Consider the following 20,799-nt stretch of genomic DNA (forward strand, 5'->3'; position numbering starts at 1 on the left):
GAGGAGGCTGACAAGGGTGACCGGCAGGCGGCGCGTCCCACGGCACGAGCGCGAGCAGCAGATCATCGATGTGGCGGTCCAGGTCTTCGCCAAGCGTGGCTTCCACGCGGCGTCGGTGGACGAGATCGCCGAACTCGCGGGAATTTCCAAGCCGATGGTGTATCTCTACCTCGACTCCAAGGAGGGCCTCTTCCTCGCCTGTCTGCGCCGCGAGGCGGACCGGCTCGTCGCGGCGTTCCAGGGCGCGGCGGCGACGGGTGGAGCGGCCCCCGAACTCCGGCTGCACGCCGCCCTCCTGGCGTTCTTCGCCTTCGTCGCCGAGCACCGCGACAGCTGGGTGGTGCTGCACCGCCAGGCGTCCGAGCTGAGCGAGGCCATCGCGACCGCCGTCGCCGGGGCGCGCCGCGCGGTCCTCGCCGAGGTGGCGGGCCTGGTCCTGGCCGGTATCACGGAGAGCGGCGACTCCCAACTGGACGATGAGGACGCCGACTTCGTCGCCCACGCGCTGGTCGGCGCGGCGGACTCGCTGACCGACTGGATGGCCGACCACCCGGACCAGTCGCCGGAAGGGGTGACGCTGCGCTTGATGAACATGGTGTGGGTGGGTATGGGGCGGGTTCTGGAGGGGGAGGTCTGGAGCCCCGCGCGTCCGTGAAGGTGAGGCCCGCGTCCGTGAAGGTGAGCCCCGCGCCGCGAATGTGAGGCCCGCTTCGCGGATTTCGCCGTCCAGCCCATTGAATTTTCCTTACGTGTCGGTAAGTTGACCCCCGAGTAAGTACGCGCGCCGATCGCCTGCACATCAGCTGGGAACGGGAAGCCGGGGAGCCGTCATGGGCGTACGCAAGGATCTGAAGAGAGCGCGACGGCACAGTGGTCTTGCCGGGCGCGGTGAGGTCGAGCTCGTCAGGGACGAACACGGCACCGTGCGCGAGGTGCGCACCGCCCCGCTCGTGCCGCGCGCCGCCACGGGCAGCACCGCCGACATCCCCTTCACCAACGCCACCGAGGCACCCGACGCCGTGGTGCTTCGCCGCAAGGAGGGCGGGCAGTGGCGGCCGGTCACCGCCACTGCCTTCGCCCGCGAAGTCACCGACATCGCGAAGGGGTTGATCGCGGCGGGCCTCGAACCGGGCGGCCGGGTCGCGCTGATGTCCCGTACCCGCTACGAGTGGACCGTCCTCGACTTCGCGATCTGGGCGGCGGGCGGTCAGAGCGTGCCCATCTACGCGACGTCGTCGGCCGAGCAGATCGAGTGGATCGTCCGGGACTCCGGCACCCGCCTCCTGATCACCGAGACGGCCGAGAACGCCGCGACGGTCCAGGGGGCCCTGCGGGACCTCGCCGAGCCGCCGACGGTGCGGCACATCGACGGTGGCGCGATGGCCGAACTCACCGCGCTGGGCGCCGACTTGTCCGACGAGGAGGTCACCAAGCGGCGCGCCGCGCTCACCCCCGACTCCATCGCCACCCTCTGCTACACCTCTGGCACCACGGGCAGGCCCAAGGGCTGCGTCCTCACCCACGGCAACCTGCACGCCGAGGCCGCCAACACCGTCGACCTGCTGCACCCGATCTTCAAGGAGATCACCGGGCAGGTCGCCGCCACCCTGCTCTTCCTGCCGCTCGCCCACATCCTCGGCCGCACCATCCAGATCTCCTGCATGCTCGCCCGCATCGAGCTCGGCCACTGCCCGAGCATCAAGCCGGACGAACTCCGCCCGGAACTGCGCTCGTTCAAGCCCACCTTCGTCATCGGCGTCCCGTACCTCTTCGAGAAGATCCACGACGCGGGACGGGCGACCGCCGAGAAGATCGGCCGCGGTGCCTCGTTCGACCGTGCGGAGCGGATCGCGGTGCGCTTCGGCGAGGCGTACCTCGACAAGTTCCTCGGCAAGGGAGGGCCCGGGCCCTCGCTCGGCCTTTATCTGGGTTGGGCGCTGTACGAACTCCTCGTCTACCGCCGCATCCGCAAGGAGGTCGGCGGCCGCCTGCGCTACGCGATCAGCGGCGGATCGCCCCTGGACCGCGACCTCAACCTCTTCTTCTACGCCGCGGGAATCATCATCTACGAGGGATACGGCCTCACCGAGACCTCGGCGGCCGCCACCATCAGCCCGCCGCTCGCGCCGCGGCCCGGCACGGTGGGGCTGCCCGTCCCCGGCACGGCCGTGCGCATCGCGGACGACGGGGAGGTACTGATCAAGGGCGGCATCGTCTTCGGCTCGTACTGGAACAACCCGGCCGCGACCGACGCCGTGCTGACCAACGACTGGTTCGCCACCGGTGACATCGGCGCGCTCGACGACGACGGCTACCTCACCATCACCGGGCGCAAGAAGGACATCCTGGTCACCTCCGGCGGCAAGAACGTATCGCCAGCCGTCCTGGAGGACCGGCTGCGCAGCCGCGCGCCCGTCGGTCAGTGCATCGTCGTCGGCGACAACCGCTCCTACATCGCCGCGCTGATCACCCTGGACCCCGAGGCCGTCGAACACTGGCTCACCGTGCGCAAGCGCCCCAAGGACACGCCGCTCGCCGACCTCGCCCAGGACCCGCAGCTGCTCGCCGACGTCCAAAAGGCCGTGGACCATGCCAACGCGGCGGTCTCCAGGGCCGAGTCGATCCGCAAGTTCGCCGTCGTGGAGGGCGAGTTCACCGAGGACAACGGACTGCTCACGCCCTCGCTGAAGATCAAACGGCATGCGGTGACGGCGGCGTACGCGGGGGAGATCGAGGCGCTTTACGGGGAGTGACGCGCTTTGCGGTGAGTGAGGTGAGCGAGGTGGGTGAGGGGTCGCGAGGGCGGTGCTGGTGAGGCCAGGGGCGCCGCTGGCTTCACCGGTTCAACGGCCGGGCAGGAGCGTGAAGTTCCCGATCTCCCGGCTCGTCACCAACCGGTCAGCAGCAGGTGGTTGAGGAGCAGGGCGACGGTCGCCTGGGCGGCCAGCCACGGCCGTGGGCGGTCGAGGAACGCGCAGGCGGGCAGCAGCCACATCGCGAACGGCAGCCAGATGCGTTCCGTCTCCGCCTTGCTCATCCCGGACAGGTCGGCGGCGAGCAGCATGAGCAGGGCGGCGAGCACGAGCAGCGCGAGCCGGGACCGGCCCGTGGCGGGGGATCCCACGGCGGTCGCCGCGCGGCGCAGTCCGGCCGCCGTCGCCAGACCCACCACGAGCACGGTGCACGCGAGGTTGGCCCAGACCCAGTAGCCGTACGGCCGGATGCCGCCCGCGCCTTGGTAGTAGCGCTCGACGAGCAGGTGGTACGCCTCCCACCAGTTGAAGCCGGTGAGGGTGAAGAGGAGCGGGACGACCGTCAGCCCGGCGAGGAGGAAGGGGAGGGCGGGGAGCAGGGTCCGGTTCCGGTTCCGGTTCCGGAGGGTGCGGGGCCTTTCGGGCCGGACCCGTGCGCTGCCCAGGAACACCACCGCCGCCGCGAGGATCGCGAACAGCGTGAGCCCGTACGACAGGTAGCAGGTGAGCCCGAAGAGCAGCCCCGAGCCGAGCGCGGCGGTCCGCGGCCCGCGGCCCGTCACCGCGAGCGCGAGCAGCGCGACGGCCCAGGCGGCGACCGCCGCGAAGTACCCGTCGGCCGATGTGCCCATCCACACCGCGGCGGGCGCGAGGACCAGGAAGGGCGCGGCCCGCCGGGCGAGCTCCTCACCGGCCAGCGCCCGCACCGTCACCAGGACGCCGAGGCAGGCCGTGGCGCCGACGGTGACGCACCAGACCCCGGCCCAGGCGCCGCCCCCGAGGCCGATCCGGTCGAGCAGCACGAAGGTGAGGGGCGCGGCGGGCGGGTGGCCCGCGGTGTGCGCGGGCCAGGGGTCGGGCGAGTCGATCAGGATGTGCCGCGTGAAGTCCCGCAGGGTGCCGGGGATGTCCTGGAAGCGGTCGACGACCCGCAGATACTCGTACTTCGTGGTCAGTCGGCCCGCGATGCCGCGCTGCCAGCCGTCGATCAGCGCGAGCGAGAACGTCCACGCCGTCGCGGTGCCCCAGGCCGCGCCGAGCAGCGCGCGCCACGGCAGCCGGGCGGCGACGCGCGGCCCGTAGGCGACGACGGCGACCGCCACGGCGAGCGCGGCCGGGGTGCCGGGCCCGATGTGCGGGTCCCAGCGGGCGTACAACGGGGGCCAGTTGACGTGCAGGGTGCCGTCCGAGTGCTCGATGGCGGTGCCGACGGCGACGGCCGTCACGACGAGCAGGGCGGCGGCGAGAGCGGCGCCCAGGTCACGCAGGTCACGACGGTCACGCTGGAGATCGCGGTTCACACTGGGAACGCTAGGCGTGAACAGGGCGGACGAGGCCGATCGCGGCCCGGACGTCAGCGTTTCGTCATGAGTCGTACGCCGGGCTTCGCCAAGAGGGCGACGTCAGCGTTTCGTCATGAGTCGTACCCCGTGTTCGGGGGCGGCCCCGGCCTACCTTCGGGGCATGAGCGACCCACGGCTCCCCTCATCACCCGGTTTCTGGCGCAGCCCCGTGCGCGGCCCCTGGTTCACCTCCGTGCTCGGACTCGTCCTGCTGGCCGGGATCACCGTGCTGTTCGTGACGGGCCTGCTGTCGTACGCCGCGTACAACCCGGACCTCGCGCCGGTCAACGACAAGACCCCGGACAAGGGGCTGCTCGGCTTCTACCTCTTCTCCTGGCCGACCGACCCGCCGTGGCTGTACCGGCTCACCCAGGGCGTCCACGTGACGCTGGGCATCACCTTGATCCCCGTACTCCTCGCGAAGCTGTGGTCGGTCGTGCCGAAGCTGTTCGCGCTGCCGCCCGTCCGGTCCTTCGCCCACGCGATCGAGCGGATCTCGCTGCTCCTGCTGGTCGGCGGCGCGCTCTTCGAGTTCGTGACGGGCGTGCTCAACGTGCAGCTCGACTACCTCTTCCCCGGCTCGTTCTACCCGCTGCACTTCTACGGGGCCTGGGTGTTCTTCGCCGCGTTCGTGACGCATGCGGTGCTGCGGGTGCCGGTGGCGCTGCGCAACCTGCGGGAGATGCGTGGGGCGGGCGGAGGGGATCCGCTGGTCTCCCCGCGGCCCGATGCGCCTGATGTGCCTGACGCGCCCACCGTGTCCCGGCGCGGCGCCCTCGGTCTGGTCGGCGGCGGCTCGCTCCTCCTGTTCGGTACGACGTTCGGGCGCGGCTTCGACGGGCCGCTGCGGCGGACCGCGGTGCTCGCCCCGCACGGCGGGCCCGAACCGGGCGGCGGGCCCGGCGGCTTCCAGATCAACAAGACGGCCGCGTACGCCGGGATCCGTGAGCGGGAGACGCGCGACGACGCCTGGCGACTGGAAGTCGTCGGCCGTACCGGAACCGTCCGGCTCAGCCGGGCCGACCTGTGCGAACTCCCCTCCCACGGCGCCGCGTTGCCCATCGCCTGCGTGGAGGGCTGGTCGACGTCCGACCAGGAGTGGCGCGGCGTACGGCTGCGGGACCTCGCGGCGCTCGTCGGTCATGACGCCCCGACGGACGTCCTGGTGGAGTCGCTCCAGCGGCACGGCGCGTTCCGCAGGGCCGCCCTGCGCGCCAACCAGGTCGGCGACGAGCGCTCCCTGCTCGCCCTGCGCGTCAACGGCGCGGACCTGACCCCCGACCACGGCTACCCGGCGCGGATCATCGTGCCCGCCGCGCCCGGCGTGCTCAACACCAAGTGGGTGGCCCGGATGACCTTCGGAGAACTGTGATGGCTTCTCGCTCGCGTCGTGGCTTTCGCCCCGTGCTGGGTAGCCCGTTCCAACTGCTGTTGCTCGCCTGCACGTTCGCGCTCGCAGGGTACGCGGGGGTGCGGCTGCTCGCGGGGGACTGGTTCGGGGTGGCCCTGTGGTTCGTGGGGGCGGCGCTGGTGCACGACCTGGTGTTGCTGCCGCTGTACGCGGGGCTCGATCGCCTGCTCGTACGGGCGGCGGGGCGGCGCCGGGACCTCGTCATGTACGTCCGCGTGCCCGCCGCGCTCTCCTGTCTGCTCCTGCTCGTGTGGTTTCCGCTGATCAGCGGGCAGGTGGCCGGGCGCTACGCGTCCGCCACCGGGCTCTCGGGGGACGGGTTCGCGGCGCGCTGGCTGTTGATGACGGCGGTGCTGTTCGGCGGCTCCGCGCTGCTCCTCGTGCTGCGGTCGCGGCCGTGGTCGCGGCGCTGGTCGCGGCTGCGCAGCGCGACGAAGGAGCGGCCGCCCGCCGTCCACTGACCGGCGGCGCGCCAGCCTGCCCGCTCGGCGTGCCGGAGCAGGGCGGGGGTGCCGAGGCGGGCCCAGGGGAAGGGGCCGTCGTCGGCCCGAAGTCCGTCGTCGGTGGCGTGCACCAGGTGGACGTGGACGCGTTCGTCGATGTCCAGCGGCGCGGTCTCGGCCAGCAACAGGCCACCGGGTACGAGGAGTTGGGCGACCCTCTCCAGGAGGGCGTGCGGATCGCCGCCGATGCCGAGATTGCCGTCCATCAGCAGCGCGGTGCCCCAGCGGCCCTCGCCGGGCAGCGGCTCGAAGACGGACCGGTGCAGCGCCTGGCCGCCGAGCCCGACCGTGTGCGCGACGGCGGCCTCGCTGACGTCGATGCCCAGGGCGCGCCCGCCGCGCGCGCCGAGGGCGGCGACGAGCCGCCCGGGACCGCACCCGATGTCGAGCACGGCGCCCTCGCAGTGCTCCACCACCCCCAAATCGGTCTCGTCGGCCCGCGCGCACCAGCGCTCCACGTCGAGGGGGAGCAGCCAGCCGTCGGCGCGCCGCAGGAAGAGCGGCCCGCGGCCCGCGCGCAGGGCGTCGGCGTAGGGGTCGGCGCACCAGGAGGGCGGCGTCGAAGCGGGACGGGGCGCCGTGGTGCGGTGCACGGAGTGGTGTACGGCGTGGTGTGCGGTGCTCATCGGCCGGTGACCGCCCCGAGTCGGCCGAGCTCCGCCGCGAACCTGCCGTGCGGTGCCGCGGCGGCGACCGATGCCGCGTCGGCGGCCGTGTCCACGTCCCGGAGGCGCCGCAGATCGCGTACGCGCAGTCCCGCGGCGACCAGTCGGGCGCGTTGGACGGCGCCCGTCGTGGGCGTCGACATCGGTACGCCGCGCAGGAGTTCGGGGTCGGGGCGCGCGAGGCCGAGCGCCCAGAAGCCGCCGTCGTCGGCGGGCCCGAAGCACGCGTCGTAGGACTCGTCGTAGGAGTCCTCGTAGGGGTCGTCGTGCGAGTCGCCGAGGCCGTCGAGGCCCGCGCCGAGCAGCTCCGGCGTCACCTGAGGTGTGTCCATGCCGATGAGCAGGGCGGGCCCCGTACAGCCCGCGAAGGCCGCGGCGAGCCGCTCGTCCAGGCCGCCCGCGACCTGCGGTACGACGTCGAAGCCGGTCGGCAGCCAGGGGCCTGGCGTGCCGTCGAGGACCAGCACGCGGCGCCGTACCGGAGTCGCCGCCACCGCCCGCAGCGTGTCGACGAGCGCGGCCTCGGCGAGCCGCGCGGCCTCGGTGGGGGTGAAGGGCGGGGTGAGCCGCGTCTTCACCCGCCCGGGCAGCGGTTCCTTGGCGATGACGAGGAGCGTGGTCACGGGGTGGTTCCTCCTGGGGGAGTGGTGCTGGGGCGGGCGCCGAGGCCGTCGTGCGCGTGCTCGTGCGCGGGCGGCTCGGCCAGGACGCGACTCATGTCGCGCACCGCCTGCCAGGTGCCGCGCCAGGTGCCGGTGACCTTCGACGCGCCGGTGCGCGGGAGGTAGGGCACGTCGTGTTCGGTGACCCGCCAGCCCGCGTCGGCGGCGCGGACCACCATCTGCAGGGGGTAGCCGCTGCGACGGTCGGTGAGGCCGAGCCCGATGAGTGGTGCGCGGCGTGCGGCGCGCAGCGGGCCGAGGTCGTGCAGGCGCAGTCCGGTGCGGCGGCGCAGCATGTGGGCGAGGGCGAAGTTCCCGGCCCTGGCGTGCGCGGGCCAGGCGCCCCGACCTCGTGGCCTGCGCCGTCCGAGCACCAGGTCGGCCCCGCCCTCCCGCACTTCTCGTACGAAGGGCAGGAGCAGGGACGGATCGAGCGACGCGTCGCAGTCGCAGAAGCACACGATGTCGGCGGTGGCGGCGAGGAGCCCCGCGTGGCAGGCGGCGCCGAAGCCGCGGCGGTCCTCGTGGACGACGGTCGCGCCGAGCGCGCGGGCGATGTCGGCCGAACCGTCCGTGGACCCGTTGTCCACGACGATGGCGCGCCAGCCCGGCGGCACGCGGTCGAGCACCCAGGGCAGGGCGTCGGCCTCGTCGAGGCAGGGGAGGACCACGTCGACTTCCGGTCCGCCCGGCCATGCGGGGTTCGGCGGGCTCGTGGGGGTGGGGTCGGTGAGGTCAGTGGGATCAGTGGGATCCGGTGGAGGGGGTGTCACGGCTTTCACCCTACGAGCGCGAAAGGTGCATATCGGACTTCAGGTCCTTACGAAACACGGACGTCGGGGCGGGTGCGCCCCTCGGGTGCGGCGCCGAGAGCGCCACGGTGCGAGGCTGGCGACATGGAGTACGAACCGCAGGAGGCGACGGGGACAGTGAAGGCATCCGCCGCACCTCCACCCCCACCCCCCGGACCCGACCGGATCCTCGTCGTCGACGACGATCCGACCGTCGCCGAGGTCGTCGCCGGGTACCTCGAGCGCGCCGGGTACGTCGTGGACCGCGCGGCGGACGGGCCCGCCGCGCTCGCGCGGGCCGCCGCGCACCGGCCCGACCTGGTGGTCCTCGACCTCATGCTGCCCGGCATCGACGGCCTTGAGGTCTGCGCGCGGCTGCGTGAGCGCGGCCCCGTACCCGTCATCATGCTCACCGCGCGCGGGGACGAGGACGACCGCATCCTGGGGCTCGAAGTGGGCGCGGACGACTACGTCACCAAACCCTTCAGCCCCAGGGAGCTGATCCTGCGGGTCGGTTCCGTGCTGCGCCGCACCCGCCCCGGCGCCGCCGCCCCGGCCCGCCCCCTCGCCGCCGCAGGACTGACCGCCGACCCCGCCGCCCGCCGCGCCACCAAGAACGGCACCGAACTCGCCCTCACCCTGCGCGAGTTCGACCTGCTCGCTTTCTTCCTGGCCCACCCCGGTCACGCGTACGGCCGCGAGGACCTGATGCGCGAGGTCTGGGGCTGGGACTTCGGCGACCTGTCGACCGTCACGGTCCACGTCCGCCGCCTGCGCGGCAAGATCGAGACGGACCCGGCCCGCCCTCAGCTGATCCAGACGGTCTGGGGCGTGGGCTACCGCTTCGACCCGGCGGGCCCGCCCGCACCCGGGGACGACCGGCCCGCCGCCCGTACGGATGCGGACGGCTGACGGCCGTGCGCGACATACTCCTCATCGCCCTGTTCGCCTTCCTCGGCGCGCTCGGCGCCGGACTGCTCGGCGCCGTCGCGCTGCGCCTGCTGCGCCGCCGCTCGCTCACCGCGTCGATCGCGGTCGTCGCCTCCGTGGCCGTGGGCGCGATGCTCGCCGGGACGCTGGCCGTGGCCTGGGCGATGTTCCTGTCCCCGCACGACCTGACCGTGGTCACCACCGTCGTCGCGATGGCCGCCGCCGTCTCGCTCGCCAGCGCGCTGCTGCTCGGCCGCTGGGTCGTCGCCCGGAGCCGCGAACTCGCCGTCGCCGCACGCTCCTTCGGTGACGGCGGCGACTTCGCGGCCCCCGACGTACCGGCGACCGCCGAACTGGAGGCCCTCGGCAGGGAACTCGCCGCCACCAGCGCCAAGCTCGCCGAGTCCAGGGACCGCGAGCGCGCCCTGGAGACCTCCCGGCGGGAACTCGTCGCCTGGATCTCCCACGACCTGCGTACGCCGCTCGCGGGCCTGCGCGCGATGTCCGAGGCCCTGGAGGACGGGGTCGCCGCCGATCCCGACCGCTATCTGCGTCAGATCCGTACCGAGGTCGAACGCCTCAACGACATGGTGGGCGACCTCTTCGAACTCTCCCGCATCCACGTCGGCGCCCTCGCCCTCTCCCCGTCCCGGATGTCCCTGTACGACCTGGTCGGCGACGCCCTGGCGGGCGCGGACCCGCTCGCCCGCGAACACGGCGTCCGCCTGGTCGGCGACCACGTCGAGCCGGTGCCGGTGGAGGTGGACGGCAAGGAGATGAGCAGGGTCCTCGGCAACCTGCTGGTCAACGCGATCCGCCGGACACCGGCCGACGGCACGGTCGCGGTGACCGCCGAACGTTCGCCCGAAGGCGTGGTCCTGTCCGTCACGGACGGCTGCGGCGGCATCCCCGAGGAGGACCTCCCGCGCGTCTTCGACACGGGCTGGCGCGGCACCCACGCGCGTACGCCTCCCGCGGGCGCGGGCCTCGGCCTGGCGATCGTCCGGGGCATCGTCGAGGCGCACAAGGGCCGCGCGGCCGTACGGAACATCCCGGGCGGCTGCCGCTTCGAGGTGACGCTGCCCGCGGTGGAGGGGTAGGCGGGGCGAAGGGGGAAGGACCGTGCGGACACGGCCAAGCGCCCCGCCCGCTCCGCTCGCCCGCTTCGCCCCGTCTGCTTCGCCCGCCTGCTCGCCTGCTCGGCCCGCTCGCCTGCTTCGCCCGCCCGTCTGCTTCGCCCGCCTGCTCGGCCTGCTCGCCCGCCTGCTCGGCCTGCTTCGCCCGCCTGCTCGGCCTGCTCGCCCGCCTGCTTCGCCCGCCCGCCCGCTCGCTTCGCCCGCCCGCCCGCTCGCTTCGCCCGCCCGCCCGCTCGCTTCGCCCGCCCGCTCGCCCGCCCGCCCGCTCGCTCGCCCGCCCGCTCGCTTCGCCCGCCCGCTCGCCCGCCCGCTCGCTTCGCCCGCCTGCTCGGCCCGCTCGCCCGCCTGCTCGCCCGCCCGCTTCGCCCGCCTGCTCGGCCCGCTTCGCCCGCCTGCTCGGCCCGCTCGCCCGCTCGCTCGGCCCGCTCGCCCGCCTGCTCCGCCCCTCCCTGCTCCGTCCCTCCCTGCCCCGTCCCCCTCCTCACTCCCCCCGCAGCGGCGCCCCCGCGAACTCCTTCATCCCCTCCTGGAAGCCGACTTCGGCCCGCCACCCCAGCTCGGCCCGCAGCCGGGACGAGTCCGCCGTGATGTGGCGTACGTCGCCGAGTCGGTACTCCCCGGTGACGACGGGGTCGGGACCGCCGTACGCGTCGGCCAGGGCCCGTGCCATCTCGCCGACGGTGTGCGGCTCACCGCTGCCGGTGTTGTAGACGGCGAGGGTGCCGTCCTCCCGGCCGGGCCCCGCCTCCAGCGCCGCGACGTTGGCGGCCGCCACATCTCGTACGTGGACGAAGTCCCTGCGCTGCGCGCCGTCCTCGAAGACGCGGGGCGCCTCGCCGCGGGCGAGCGCGGAGCGGAAGAAGGAGGCGACGCCCGCGTACGGGGTGTCGCGGGGCATCCGGGGCCCGTACACGTTGTGGTAGCGCAGCGACACCGCCGCGCCGCCCGTCGACCTGGCCCAGGCCGCCGCCAGATGCTCCTGCGCGAGCTTGGTCGTCGCGTACACGTTGCGGGGGTCTACGGGGGCGTCCTCGCCGACGAGCCCCGGCCGCAGTGCCGCGCCGCAGGAGGGACAGGTGGGCTCGAAGCGCCCGGCCGCCAGATCCTCGGAGGACCGCGGTCCCGGCCGCACCACACCGTGCCGCTCGCAGGCGTAACGGCCCTCTCCGTAGACGACCATCGACCCGGCGAGCACGAGCCGTCGCACCCCGGCATCGGCCATGGCGCCGAGCAGTACGGCGGTGCCGAGATCATTGCGCGACACGTACTCCGCGGCGTCGGCGAAGCCGTTCCCAAGGCCCACCATCGCCGCCTGGTGGCACACGGCGTCCACGCCGGACAGCGCGCGGGAGACGGCGTCGCGGTCCCGGACGTCACGTCCCGGAACCTCCGGAGTCACTTGATTCTCCTGGAGGTCGAACACCACGGGCTCGTGCCCGCGCGCCGCGAGCGCCTCGACGACATGGGACCCGATGAACCCGGCTCCGCCGGTGACCAGTACACGCATGCCCCGCACGCTAGGCGTCCCACCGTCCGGACCCCAGCGCCACGCCCCGCACGTCACCGCTCCGTAAGACCCCGCATTAGTCGTATCAGTCAGCGGAGCGGCGCAGACGCTCGCGCAGGCTCTCCGTCAGCGGGCTCCCCATGTCCGCATGGATGGTGATGGCCCTGGTCAGGTCATCCCGCAGGGTGGAGCGGTCGGCGCCGGGGCGTTCGGCGATGGCGACGAGGTCGAGGAGGGCCTCCGCCTCGTACGCGTGTCCTTCGAGCCGTTCCAGCGTCCGCGCCGCCTCGCGCAGGGTCGGCACGGCTTCGCCGGTGCGGCCCAGGTTGTCGAGGGCGCGGCCGAGCGCGGCGGTGGCCCGGGCGGCCATGCGGTGGTCGGGCGTCGGTAGTGCGAGCAGATCCGCGCGGGCTCGGCGAAGCGTGCCGATGGCCTGGTCGTGGTCGCCGCGCGCGTCCTGGGCGCGGCCGAGGAAGAACGCGGCGATGGCCGCCCCGCGTGGCTCGCGGCCCTGCGCGTTGAGCTCCATGGAGCGCCGGTACGCCGCCACGGCCCGGTCCGGATCGAAGCGGTCCCAGTACCGGCCGGAGAATTCGAGGACCGAGGCGTGCAGTACCGGGTCGTCGGCGATCTCCGCGCAGGTGAGCGCCGTCGTCAACTCCCGGTGTGCCCGCTCGTGTTCGCCGGTGTCCATCAGGGGGCGGGAGAGCAGACTCCGTAGCCGCGCCTCGGCGGCCGGGGCCACCGCGGCGGCCGCGTAGCGCGCGCCCAGTTCCAGGGACTCCTGCCAGTCGCCGAGGTGGCGGTGGTGCAGGAACAGGACGGTGAAGCACTCGGCCAGCTGCCAGCCGGGCGCGTGCAGCGAGGGGTCGTCGGCCGCGCGCAGGACCGCCATGATGTTCGCGCGCTCGGCCGCCAGCCAGTCCAGCGGTCGCGGCCCGTTCGGCGCGGCGAACGGATCGGGCCGTCCCGCCGGCACGGTGCGCAGCTCGGCGACGCGCAGCCGGTCCGCACGCACCGAGCGGTCCGCGAGCGCCGTCAGGATCAGATAGTGCGTCAGTACGCGCTCCGTCACCGCGAGTCCGGTGCCGAACCGCTCCTCCACGCGCGCGCGGTCGCGCGCGTGGAGCCGGACGAGACCGTGGAACCGGTACCGGCGTTCCTCCGTGAGCTCCAACAGGCTCATGTCTTCGAGGACGTCGAGGAGCACCTGGGCCGATTCCAGGTCCCGGCCGACGGCCGCCGCCGCTGTCGCCGCGTCGAAGGTCGGGCCGGGGATCCAGCCGAGGAGCCGGTAGCCGTGGGCCATGTCGGCCGACAGTTGCCGGTAGGCGGAGTCGAGGACCGCGGCCACCGGGGACTCGCCGCCCACGCTCAGGGCGGACAACCGCCCTTCGTCGTCGGTGAGTTCCGTGGCAAGGGCGTCCAGCGTGAGGCGGGGTTCGTTCACCAGTCGAGCCGCGGCCACCTGCAGCGCGACCGGCAGGCCCGCACAGAGGCCGACCACGCGCTCGGCGGCTTCGGGATCGGCGGCCACGCGCTCCTGACCGCACCGGTCGGCCAGGAGCAGGAGACCGGCGGCCTCGGTGAGGGGTTCGAGGGGCAGGGGGCGGGCGCCGTCGAGGGTGAGTTCGCCCAGCTTGCCCGTGCTCGTCGCGAGTACGGCGCTGCCCGGACCGTTCGGGATCAGGGCCCGTACCTGCGCGGGAGAGGAAACGTCGTCGAGTACGAGCAGGACGCGCAGGTCGGCGGTCCGGTCACGGAAGAGCGCGGTGCGTTCGCCGAGGGACGGGGGCAGCAGGGCATCGGCCACTCCGAGGGAGCGCAGACAGTGGCCGACGGCCTCCGTGACGTCCGCGCCCGCTGCCGCGAAGTCCACGTAGAGCCGGCCGTCGGAGAACCGCTCGCGTGTCCGGCGCGAGTGCGCCCAGTAGTGGGCCAGTGCCGACTTCCCGACTCCTGGGGGACCGGCGAGGACGCGGACGTCCACGTACGAGGAATCGGTGTCCCGGTCGAACTGCCCGTCCAGCACGGCCAGCTCGTCCGAGCGATTGATGAAGTGGTGGCGCAGGGCGGGTACTTGTGACGGCGGGCCTTGGCGTCGCAGGGCTTCGGGTACGTGGTACGAGATCGGGGAGTTGGAGTTGGAGTTGGAGTTGGAGCTGGAGCTGGAGCTGGAGCTGGAGCTGGAGGTGGAGGTGGAGGTGGAGCCCATGTCACCCGTGTCGCCCATGTCGCCCATGTGGCTTAAGAGATCCACGAGTTCCCGAGCGGTCTCGGAGCCTTGCCGCAAGGAGTGCCGCAGCCGCCGCCGCAGCTGATCGGCGCTGTCACCCACGTCGTGGGTGCTGCCCGACTGCAGTGAGCCTGCCAACTGCTCGATGGCGGAGCGAAGTTGCTCGACGTCATCGGTGTCAGCGTCATCGGTGTCAGCGTTTTGGGAGCGGCGGCTGAACAGACGGGTGAGGCGAGTGCGTGCCTGGGTCCACGCCTCGGTGACGGCGAGTCCGACCACCGTGCTCGTCGCACCCGACGCGGCGAGCGCCGCCACCTCGATCGCCACAGGGTCCCCTTCACGTACCGGCCGTGCTGCCGCATCAGCCGTGCCTCTCGTATGGATGACCACCGTAGAGGGATCGTCATCGCGTGGGTAGCAGGTCCATGAAGCAGGTCCGTGAAGAACGTCGAGGTCGGGCGCTTCAGGGCACGGCGGGGCGCAGGCGCAGGCGGATCTCGCGGCCGTCGGCGGCCGCGCCGTCGAGGCGCAGCGCCGCTTCGATGCCGTACGGGGGAATGCCGGTGCGCAGGCAGGCGTAGACGGCGGAGGCGGCGAGTGCTGGATCGGTACCGGTGCCGGGGGCGGTACCAGGGGCGGGGGCGCCGGTGGAGGACACCTCCACGGCGCTCCCGTCGCGAAGGCTCACCAGACACACCCCGGAGCTCACCCCGTTCGCGGCGAGGAGGCTTCCGGGCCAGCGCGCGAGGGTGTCGCGTGCCCAGTGCCGTGCGGCGGCGAGGTCCGGGGCAGGGGCGGAGCCGAGCAGAACGGAGGCGTTTTCGCTCAGGCGCCGGTCGCGTTCCTCGGCCGGTTTGACCGCGCGGTGCCAGAAGGAGTGTTCGGTCTCGGGCCGCTCCCGGCCGACGGAGGAGGGAAAGCGGCTGACGTCGATGGTGAGGAGTCCGGGGGGAGTGGTCTCGGTCTCGGTCTCGGTCGCGGCGTCGGCGTCCAGGCGGGTGCCCACGATCCATGAGGTGACAGGGGTCGCGGGATCGGCCGGGGTGGTGAGGGCGCGGGGGCGTGGCGCTTCGGTCGCCGGAAGCGGGAGGCGGAGCAGGTCGTAGACGGCCTCGCGCAGGCGGGCGAGCGCGGTGCCCGGTGGCTCGAAGGCGCGGGCGACCACGTCCGCGTACGGATCGTGACGGCGGCCCGCGTGATCTCGCATGAGGCCATCGACCTGCGCGAGGAGCCCGCCAGCGGGATCGAGCCGGGGTGCGATCCGGGCCAGATCGGCGCTCGCGGTGCCGGGCACGGCCTCGCTGCCGTGTGCGGCCAGCGCGGTCGGTCTGCCGAGCGCCGCCCCGTAGAGGGTGACGGATCCGTGGTCGCCGATCACCGCGTCGGCGGCGACGAGCGCGGGCCGCCAGTCGTGCACGGGCGGCATGAGCAGCAGACCGGCGTCGAGGGCGGCGGCCTGGAGCGTCCGGATGTGCCACGCTCCGTGGGCCGACCATACGTTGGGGTGCAGGATCAGGCCGACTCGGTGGGTGTCCCAGGGCAGTTGGCCGAGGAGCCGTGCGGGCAGCTCGGGGTTCCGGGCGATGAGCGAGGTCGGCCCCCACGTCGAACTGACCATCACCAAGCGCTGGTTGTCCTGAATGCCCAGAGCATCCCGGTAATCCTTCCGCCGGTCCTCGCTCACGAGCAGCTCGTCGAGGCAGGGATCGCCGACGAGCAGCGTGCGTCCGGCGGTCTTCGGGTGGGCGGCGGTCAGCTGCCGCTCCTGCTCGGGGTGCGAGACCGCAAGCCAGGCCCGCCCCGCCTCCAGCAGCTCGTCCGGCACGACGCCCGAGAGGCGCTCGCGCGAGGCACGGGAGTCCGGAACGTACTTCTGGAAACCGACCCCGTGGGGGAGCACCAGGACCGGGCAGTGTCCCGCGGGCAGGTCGATGTGCTCGCTGGCGCTGAGGATCAAGTCGGGTTCGACGTATGAGAGCTGCTCCCAGGGCATGACCCGGCAGCCCGAGTCGTGCAGGAGATCCATCGAACCGTCGCTGAAGGCGGACCCGGGGTCGTGCGCGAAGACCACGGTGATCCGGGCATCGCCGCGCAGCAGCGCGGGCAGTACTTCCAGGATGCGGATGGTCGAGGTGAGGGTGCGTGCCGCGACGACGAGCGTGCGCTCGCCGGGGAAGGTCCGCCAACGATGGGCATCCTCACCTACGGGGACCCGCAGGAACGGGACGTCAGCGAAGCGCGCGGCCACCCCGACCCCCCGAGCGTCCGGCGCGGGTTACGCGGCTCGCGGCTCGCGGCTCGCGGCTCGCGGCTCGCGGCTCGCGGGCATGATCACTAGCGTAGTTCAAGCTGCCTCGCAACCTTCAGATGTGCGGCTGGGGACCCGGGCGTCCCTGACAACCGTAAAGGGCGCGGCGCGTGCTTCCAGGCGGGCTGGGGCTCGGGGCGGGGTGCGGGCGGAGGTGACGGCGGCGCGGGTTTCGCCGTAGATGCGGCGGCCGCCTCCACGTCGTCCCCTCGCGGAGTGCGCCCCTGTGCCGCGGGGCGGATCACTGGGCTCGAACAAGGCGTCGAGGGCGCTCCCGACAGCGTCCGATCGACCATGTGAAGTGATCCTCAGCCGGACCCTCATCCGCCTCACCAGGGAGCTCGTCAGGTCTTACGGCACCACTACGCTCGGCGCGCTAACGTGCCTCTGACCAGCAAAAATGCCCTCCCAAAGGGAGGGCGCAACGTCGCGCGAGAAAAAGCGCCCCCGGCAGGACTCGAACCTGCGGCCAAGCGCTTAGAAGGCGCCTGCTCTATCCACTGAGCTACGGGGGCCGGGTGTGGCCGGGTGGCATGGAGTCCGGATGTGGGGGAGATCCGTGACCTTGCCGGGGACAAGGATAGGGCTCCCGGGGCCCTGTCCCTGATGCTTCACCTCCGCGCCGTGATGTGGAGGTTCAGTGAAGCGGTCCTGATAATCGCAGGCAGGTGCGAATCTCGCATCGCTTTTGGCGTCTCACGCCCCGGGTGTTGTGCACTCGTTATGCCTGCGCCCCCAGTCGCCCCTTCCATCCCCTGTGCCTGATCGGCGCGCAGAGGCGTCCATATGCTTCAGAAAGCCGCCAAAATTGGGCATTCTTCGCATGTGGTGACCTTGGACGTACGGCCTCAATTGCTTGACGCACTCTCCGCCCTGCGCGAGCGTGTCGCCGCCGCACGCTTTCCGCTCCCCCTGCCAGGGGCGCCACGCGCGCGTGCCAACCGGGACGAGCTTCTCGCGCAGCTCGACGACTATCTCGTGCCCCGGCTGAGGGCGCCCGAAGCGCCCCTTCTCGCCGTCGTCGGCGGGTCCACCGGAGCGGGTAAGTCCACTCTGGTGAACTCCCTGGTGGGGCGGCAGGTCAGCGAGGCGGGGGTGCTGCGGCCCACGACGCGTACGCCGGTGCTCGTCTGCCATCCGGATGATCACCACTGGTTCGCGGGGATGCGCGTCCTGCCGGACCTCACGCGCGTGTGGATGCCCCAGGAACAGCCGTCGGAGGGCGAGGACGACGAGGACGGCGACGACGATCTGCTGGGGATCGACAGCGGCACGGACGGGGCCGACGGGGAGCGGGCGCTGCGGATCGAGACCGCGGAGAGCCTGCCCCGGGGGCTCGCCCTCCTCGACGCCCCGGACGTCGACTCGCTCGTCGCCGACAACCGGGTCCTGGCCGCCGAGCTGATCTCCGCGGCCGACGTATGGGTGATGGTCACCACCGCGTCCCGGTACGCCGACGCCGTCCCCTGGCACCTGCTGCGCACCGCCAAGGAACACGACGCCACCCTCGTCACGGTCCTCGACCGCGTCCCCCACCAGGTGGTGACCGAGGTGTCGCGGCAGTACGGGGCGCTGCTCAGCAAGGCGGGCCTCGGCGACGTCCCGCGCTTCACCGTGCCCGAGCTGCCCGAGTCCGCGGGCGGCGGCGGGCTGCTCCCCGCCACCGCCGTCGCGCCGCTGCGCGCCTGGCTCACCCACCGAGTCCAGGAGCCCGCGGCACGCGCCCAGGCCGTCGCCCGTACCGCGCACGGCGTCATCGGCTCGCTCAGCGCCCGGATGCCGGAACTCGCGAGCGCCGTCGCCGCGCAGTACGCGGCCGCGCTGCGGCTCACGGCCGCCGTCGACGAGGCGTACGAAAACGAGCACGCGCGCGTACGGGGCCGTCTCCAGGCGGGTGGCGTGCTCGCCGGTGGAGCCCTGAAGCGGTGGCGCAGCTACCCGCTCGACTGCGGCGCGGGCGAACTGCTCGACGCCATCGCCGAGAGCCTGGAGGCGCTGCTCCTGTGCGCCGTCACCGCCGCCGACGAACGCATCGACGAGGCGTGGCGCCGCGAACCCGCGGCGGGCGCCCAGGGACTCGCCGACCGCGACCCGGAGGCGGAGAGCGCCGAACACCGCATCGGGATGGCCGTCCGCAGGTGGCGGCGCGTCCTGGAGGAGTACGCCGAGGACGAGGTGCGCGGCATCGAGCGGATCGACAAGAGCCCCTTGCCCGACCCCGAAGTCGTCGCCGCGCTGCTCGCCACCGCCCTGCTCGGCGGACGCAGGGCCCGCGCGGCGGGCGAGATCCTCGCCGAGCGGATCGGCGCCCAGGGCGCGGTCCGGCTGCGCGACCGGGGCGGGCGCCTGCTGACCGACTACCTGGAGAAGGTCCTCGGCGCCGAGCGCGAGCGCAGGCTCGCCCCCCTGGACGCCCTCGACGTCCACCCGGAACCCCAGGCCGAGCTGATCGCCGCCCTGTCCGTACTGCAGAAGGAGAGGTGACCGCATGACCGCCGTCACTGATCACGCCGATCACGCCGATCACGCCGATGACACCGAGTACGAGGAGCGGACCGGCCGTCCGCACGGTGGCTCTGAAGGCGCCTGGGACGACGGCCTCATCGCGCGGCGCGTGGCGGGCGGGCCACGGGACCCCGGCACTGGAAGCGGCAGCGGCAGCGGCAGCGGCACCGGCACCGGCACGCACGCGTACCTGCCGACCGCGCCCCCCACGTCGTACGAAGGGCCGCTCCGCGCCCGGCTCGACGCGCTGCGCGAGCTCGTCGGGCTCTCCCGCACCCGGCTCGACGGCGGGACGCTCGCCGAGGCGGGCCGCGTCCTGGACGAGGCCGCCGCCCGGCGCAGGCTCTCCGAACGGCACACCGTCGTCGCCATCGCGGGCGCCACGGGCAGCGGGAAATCAACCCTCTTCAACGCGCTCGCCGGGGTCATGATCTCCGAGACCGGCGTGCGCAGGCCGACCACCGCCGCGCCCATCGGGTGCAGCTGGACGGACGGCGCGGCGGGACTCCTCGACCGGCTCGGCATCCCCGGACGGCTGCGCCGCCGCCCGCTCCAGGGGCCCGGCGCCGACGACCTCCAGGGGCTCGTCCTGGTCGATCTGCCCGACCACGACTCGGCGGTCGGCGAACACCGCGAGCAGGTCGACCGGATCCTGGCCCTCGTCGACGCGGTCATCTGGGTCGTCGACCCCGAGAAGTACGCCGACGCGATGCTCCACGAGCGGTATCTGCGGCCCATGGCGGGCCACGCGGAGGTCACGTTCGTCGTGCTCAACCAGATCGACCGGCTCCCGGGGGACGCCGCCGACCAGGTGCTCGACGATCTGCGGCGGCTCCTGGACGAGGACGGCATCGCGCTCGGCGAACACGGCGAGCCGGGCGCCACCGTCCTCGCGCTCTCCGCGCTGACCGGCGACGGACTCGGTGAACTGCGCGAAGCGCTCGGCCAGTTCACCCAGGACCGCGGCGCCGCGGCCCGCCGGATCTCGGCCGACCTGGACGCGGCCGCCGTCCGGCTGCGCCCCGTGTACGTCAACGGGACGACGCAGGGCCGGGGGCGCGGGCGGATCGGGCTCAGCGAGGAGGCGCGCGAGGAGTTCGCCGACCGGCTCGCGGACGCCGTGGGGGCGACCGCGGCGGGCGACGCGGCGGAGCGGTCCTGGCGCAGGAACGCGGGCAAGGCGTGCGGCGATCCCTGGTTCAGGCTGTGGCGGTGGTACGAGGTGCGGCGCACGCCGCAGATCGGCACCGGGCCGGTCGCGCAGCCGCCCGCGGACGAGGAGGCGACGGCCCGCCAGCGCGTCGAGCACGCCGTGCGCACGGTGGCCGACGAGGCGGCGACCGGACTGCCCGCGCCCTGGGGGCAGGCGGTGCGGGAGGCGGCGGTGCGCGGCGCCGAAGGGCTCCCGGAGGCGCTCGACGAGCTGGCGGTGACCGCGGGCGTCCCCGCGGGGCGGCCGCCGCGGCCCGGCTGGTGGCCGGTCGCGGTCCTCGCGCAGGCGGCGATGACGATGCTGCAGGTCGTCGGAGGGCTCTGGCTGATCGGGCAGATCATCGGCATCGCCCAGCCGAATCTGGGCGTGCCCGCGCTGCTGATGCTGGCGGGCATCGTGGGCGGTCCGTGCGTGGAGTGGGCGAGCCGGATGGCGGCGCGGGGCCCCGCGCGCCGCTACGGCCTCGACGCGGAACGGCGGCTGCGCGAGGCGGCCGCCGGGTGCGGGCGGGCGCGGGTCCTCGATCCGGTGGCGGCGGAACTGCTGCGGTACCGCGAGGTCAGGGCGCAGTACGTCCGGGTGGCCGGGGCTCCCTCCGTCGGGTGACCTCCCTCCGT

Annotated in this window: 14 protein-coding genes, 1 tRNA gene and 1 pseudogene; 8 read left to right on the forward strand and 8 right to left on the reverse strand. The window is 73.5% G+C overall.

The genetic code is table 11. The annotated features are described in order from the left end of the window. Window positions 1-16: 16 nt before the first annotated feature. Together CP970_RS28250 and CP970_RS28255 are read left to right on the forward strand one after the other, a co-directional pair. Complete coding sequence (locus CP970_RS28250) at window positions 17-655, forward strand: TetR/AcrR family transcriptional regulator (protein ID WP_055543749.1); 639 nt, start codon at window positions 17-19, stop codon at window positions 653-655. A gap of 175 nt (window positions 656-830) precedes the next feature. Then, window positions 831-2,753: an AMP-dependent synthetase/ligase gene (locus tag CP970_RS28255; protein ID WP_055543748.1), complete on the forward strand. Its 1,923-nt coding sequence runs from the start codon at window positions 831-833 to the stop codon at window positions 2,751-2,753. Window positions 2,754-2,887: 134 nt separating this feature from the next. Here CP970_RS28255 and CP970_RS28260 read toward each other — a convergent pair whose 3' ends face one another. Further along, window positions 2,888-4,273, reverse strand: a complete 1,386-nt coding sequence (locus tag CP970_RS28260) for a hypothetical protein (protein WP_055543747.1) — start codon at window positions 4,271-4,273, stop codon at window positions 2,888-2,890. 163 nt (window positions 4,274-4,436) lie between these two features. Here CP970_RS28260 and CP970_RS28265 point away from each other — a divergent pair, with 163 nt between their 5' ends. Further along, window positions 4,437-5,687 carry a molybdopterin-dependent oxidoreductase gene (locus CP970_RS28265; RefSeq protein WP_055543746.1) on the forward strand — a complete coding sequence of 417 codons (1,251 nt, stop codon included), beginning with the start codon at window positions 4,437-4,439 and terminating at the stop codon, window positions 5,685-5,687. Then, complete coding sequence (locus tag CP970_RS28270) at window positions 5,687-6,187, forward strand: hypothetical protein (protein ID WP_224058761.1); 501 nt, start codon at window positions 5,687-5,689, stop codon at window positions 6,185-6,187. The genes CP970_RS28265 and CP970_RS28270 overlap by 1 nt, the downstream gene beginning before the upstream one ends. A 200-nt stretch (window positions 6,188-6,387) precedes the next feature. Here the strand turns inward: CP970_RS28270 and CP970_RS45105 are convergent. The 3 genes and pseudogenes from CP970_RS45105 to CP970_RS28285 form a co-directional block, all read right to left on the reverse strand. Further along, window positions 6,388-6,855, reverse strand: a pseudogene (locus CP970_RS45105) (methyltransferase domain-containing protein); the annotation flags it as partial. Next, entirely contained in the window at window positions 6,852-7,517 is a 666-nt protein-coding gene (locus CP970_RS28280; protein ID WP_055543744.1) for a TIGR04282 family arsenosugar biosynthesis glycosyltransferase, read from the reverse strand. The pseudogene CP970_RS45105 and the gene CP970_RS28280, both read right to left, overlap by 4 nt. Continuing rightward, window positions 7,514-8,227 (reverse strand): glycosyltransferase family 2 protein, encoded by a 714-nt coding sequence (locus tag CP970_RS28285; RefSeq protein ID WP_055543743.1) that lies wholly within the window; start codon window positions 8,225-8,227, stop codon window positions 7,514-7,516. Before CP970_RS28285 ends, CP970_RS28280 begins: the two co-directional genes overlap by 4 nt. Window positions 8,228-8,452: 225 nt before the next feature. Between CP970_RS28285 and CP970_RS28290 the strand changes: the two genes are divergently transcribed. Continuing rightward, on the forward strand, window positions 8,453-9,259 hold the full coding sequence (locus CP970_RS28290) for a response regulator transcription factor (protein WP_150494075.1): 807 nt from the start codon (window positions 8,453-8,455) through the stop codon (window positions 9,257-9,259). Window positions 9,260-9,264: 5 nt separating this feature from the next. Next, a complete protein-coding gene (locus CP970_RS28295) occupies window positions 9,265-10,377 on the forward strand; it encodes a sensor histidine kinase (RefSeq protein ID WP_150494077.1) in 1,113 nt (370 codons plus the stop codon). Window positions 10,378-10,894: 517 nt separating this feature from the next. Here the strand turns inward: CP970_RS28295 and CP970_RS28300 are convergent. The 4 genes from CP970_RS28300 to CP970_RS28315 form a co-directional block, all read right to left on the reverse strand. Continuing rightward, on the reverse strand, window positions 10,895-11,920 hold the full coding sequence (locus CP970_RS28300) for an NAD-dependent epimerase/dehydratase family protein (RefSeq protein ID WP_150494079.1): 1,026 nt from the start codon (window positions 11,918-11,920) through the stop codon (window positions 10,895-10,897). Between the two features lie 85 nt (window positions 11,921-12,005). After that, the gene (locus CP970_RS28305) at window positions 12,006-14,483 is read right to left on the reverse strand and encodes a tetratricopeptide repeat protein (protein WP_055553095.1); all 2,478 of its coding nucleotides are present in this window, start codon (window positions 14,481-14,483) and stop codon (window positions 12,006-12,008) included. Window positions 14,484-14,619: 136 nt separating this feature from the next. Next, entirely contained in the window at window positions 14,620-16,404 is a 1,785-nt protein-coding gene (locus CP970_RS45565; protein WP_263406801.1) for a hypothetical protein, read from the reverse strand. Between the two features lie 502 nt (window positions 16,405-16,906). Continuing rightward, window positions 16,907-16,979 (reverse strand) — tRNA-Arg (locus CP970_RS28315). A gap of 271 nt (window positions 16,980-17,250) precedes the next feature. On the opposite strand from CP970_RS28315, the gene CP970_RS28320 reads away from it, so the two are divergent. After that, a complete protein-coding gene (locus CP970_RS28320) occupies window positions 17,251-18,948 on the forward strand; it encodes a GTPase domain-containing protein (RefSeq protein ID WP_191094961.1) in 1,698 nt (565 codons plus the stop codon). A 4-nt stretch (window positions 18,949-18,952) separates the two neighbouring features. Further along, window positions 18,953-20,788 carry a YfjP family GTPase gene (locus CP970_RS28325; RefSeq protein WP_055546078.1) on the forward strand — a complete coding sequence of 612 codons (1,836 nt, stop codon included), beginning with the start codon at window positions 18,953-18,955 and terminating at the stop codon, window positions 20,786-20,788. The last annotated feature ends 11 nt before the right edge of the window (window positions 20,789-20,799 follow it).

Source organism: Streptomyces kanamyceticus, from assembly GCF_008704495.1.
Lineage (GTDB): Bacteria > Actinomycetota > Actinomycetes > Streptomycetales > Streptomycetaceae > Streptomyces > Streptomyces kanamyceticus.

What these genes read in the sequence shown, in the direction of transcription:
- CP970_RS28255 (WP_055543748.1), top strand. Translation starts at nt 831, where the DNA reads ATGGGCGTACGCAAGGATCTGAAGAGAGCGCGACGGCACAGTGGTCTT.
- CP970_RS28265 (WP_055543746.1), top strand. Translation starts at nt 4,437, where the DNA reads ATGAGCGACCCACGGCTCCCCTCATCACCCGGTTTCTGGCGCAGCCCC.
- CP970_RS28270 (WP_224058761.1), top strand. Translation starts at nt 5,687, where the DNA reads ATGGCTTCTCGCTCGCGTCGTGGCTTTCGCCCCGTGCTGGGTAGCCCG.
- CP970_RS28290 (WP_150494075.1), top strand. Translation starts at nt 8,453, where the DNA reads ATGGAGTACGAACCGCAGGAGGCGACGGGGACAGTGAAGGCATCCGCC.
- CP970_RS28300 (WP_150494079.1), bottom strand. Translation starts at nt 11,920, where the DNA reads ATGCGTGTACTGGTCACCGGCGGAGCCGGGTTCATCGGGTCCCATGTC.
- CP970_RS28320 (WP_191094961.1), top strand. Translation starts at nt 17,251, where the DNA reads ATGCTTCAGAAAGCCGCCAAAATTGGGCATTCTTCGCATGTGGTGACC.
- CP970_RS28325 (WP_055546078.1), top strand. Translation starts at nt 18,953, where the DNA reads ATGACCGCCGTCACTGATCACGCCGATCACGCCGATCACGCCGATGAC.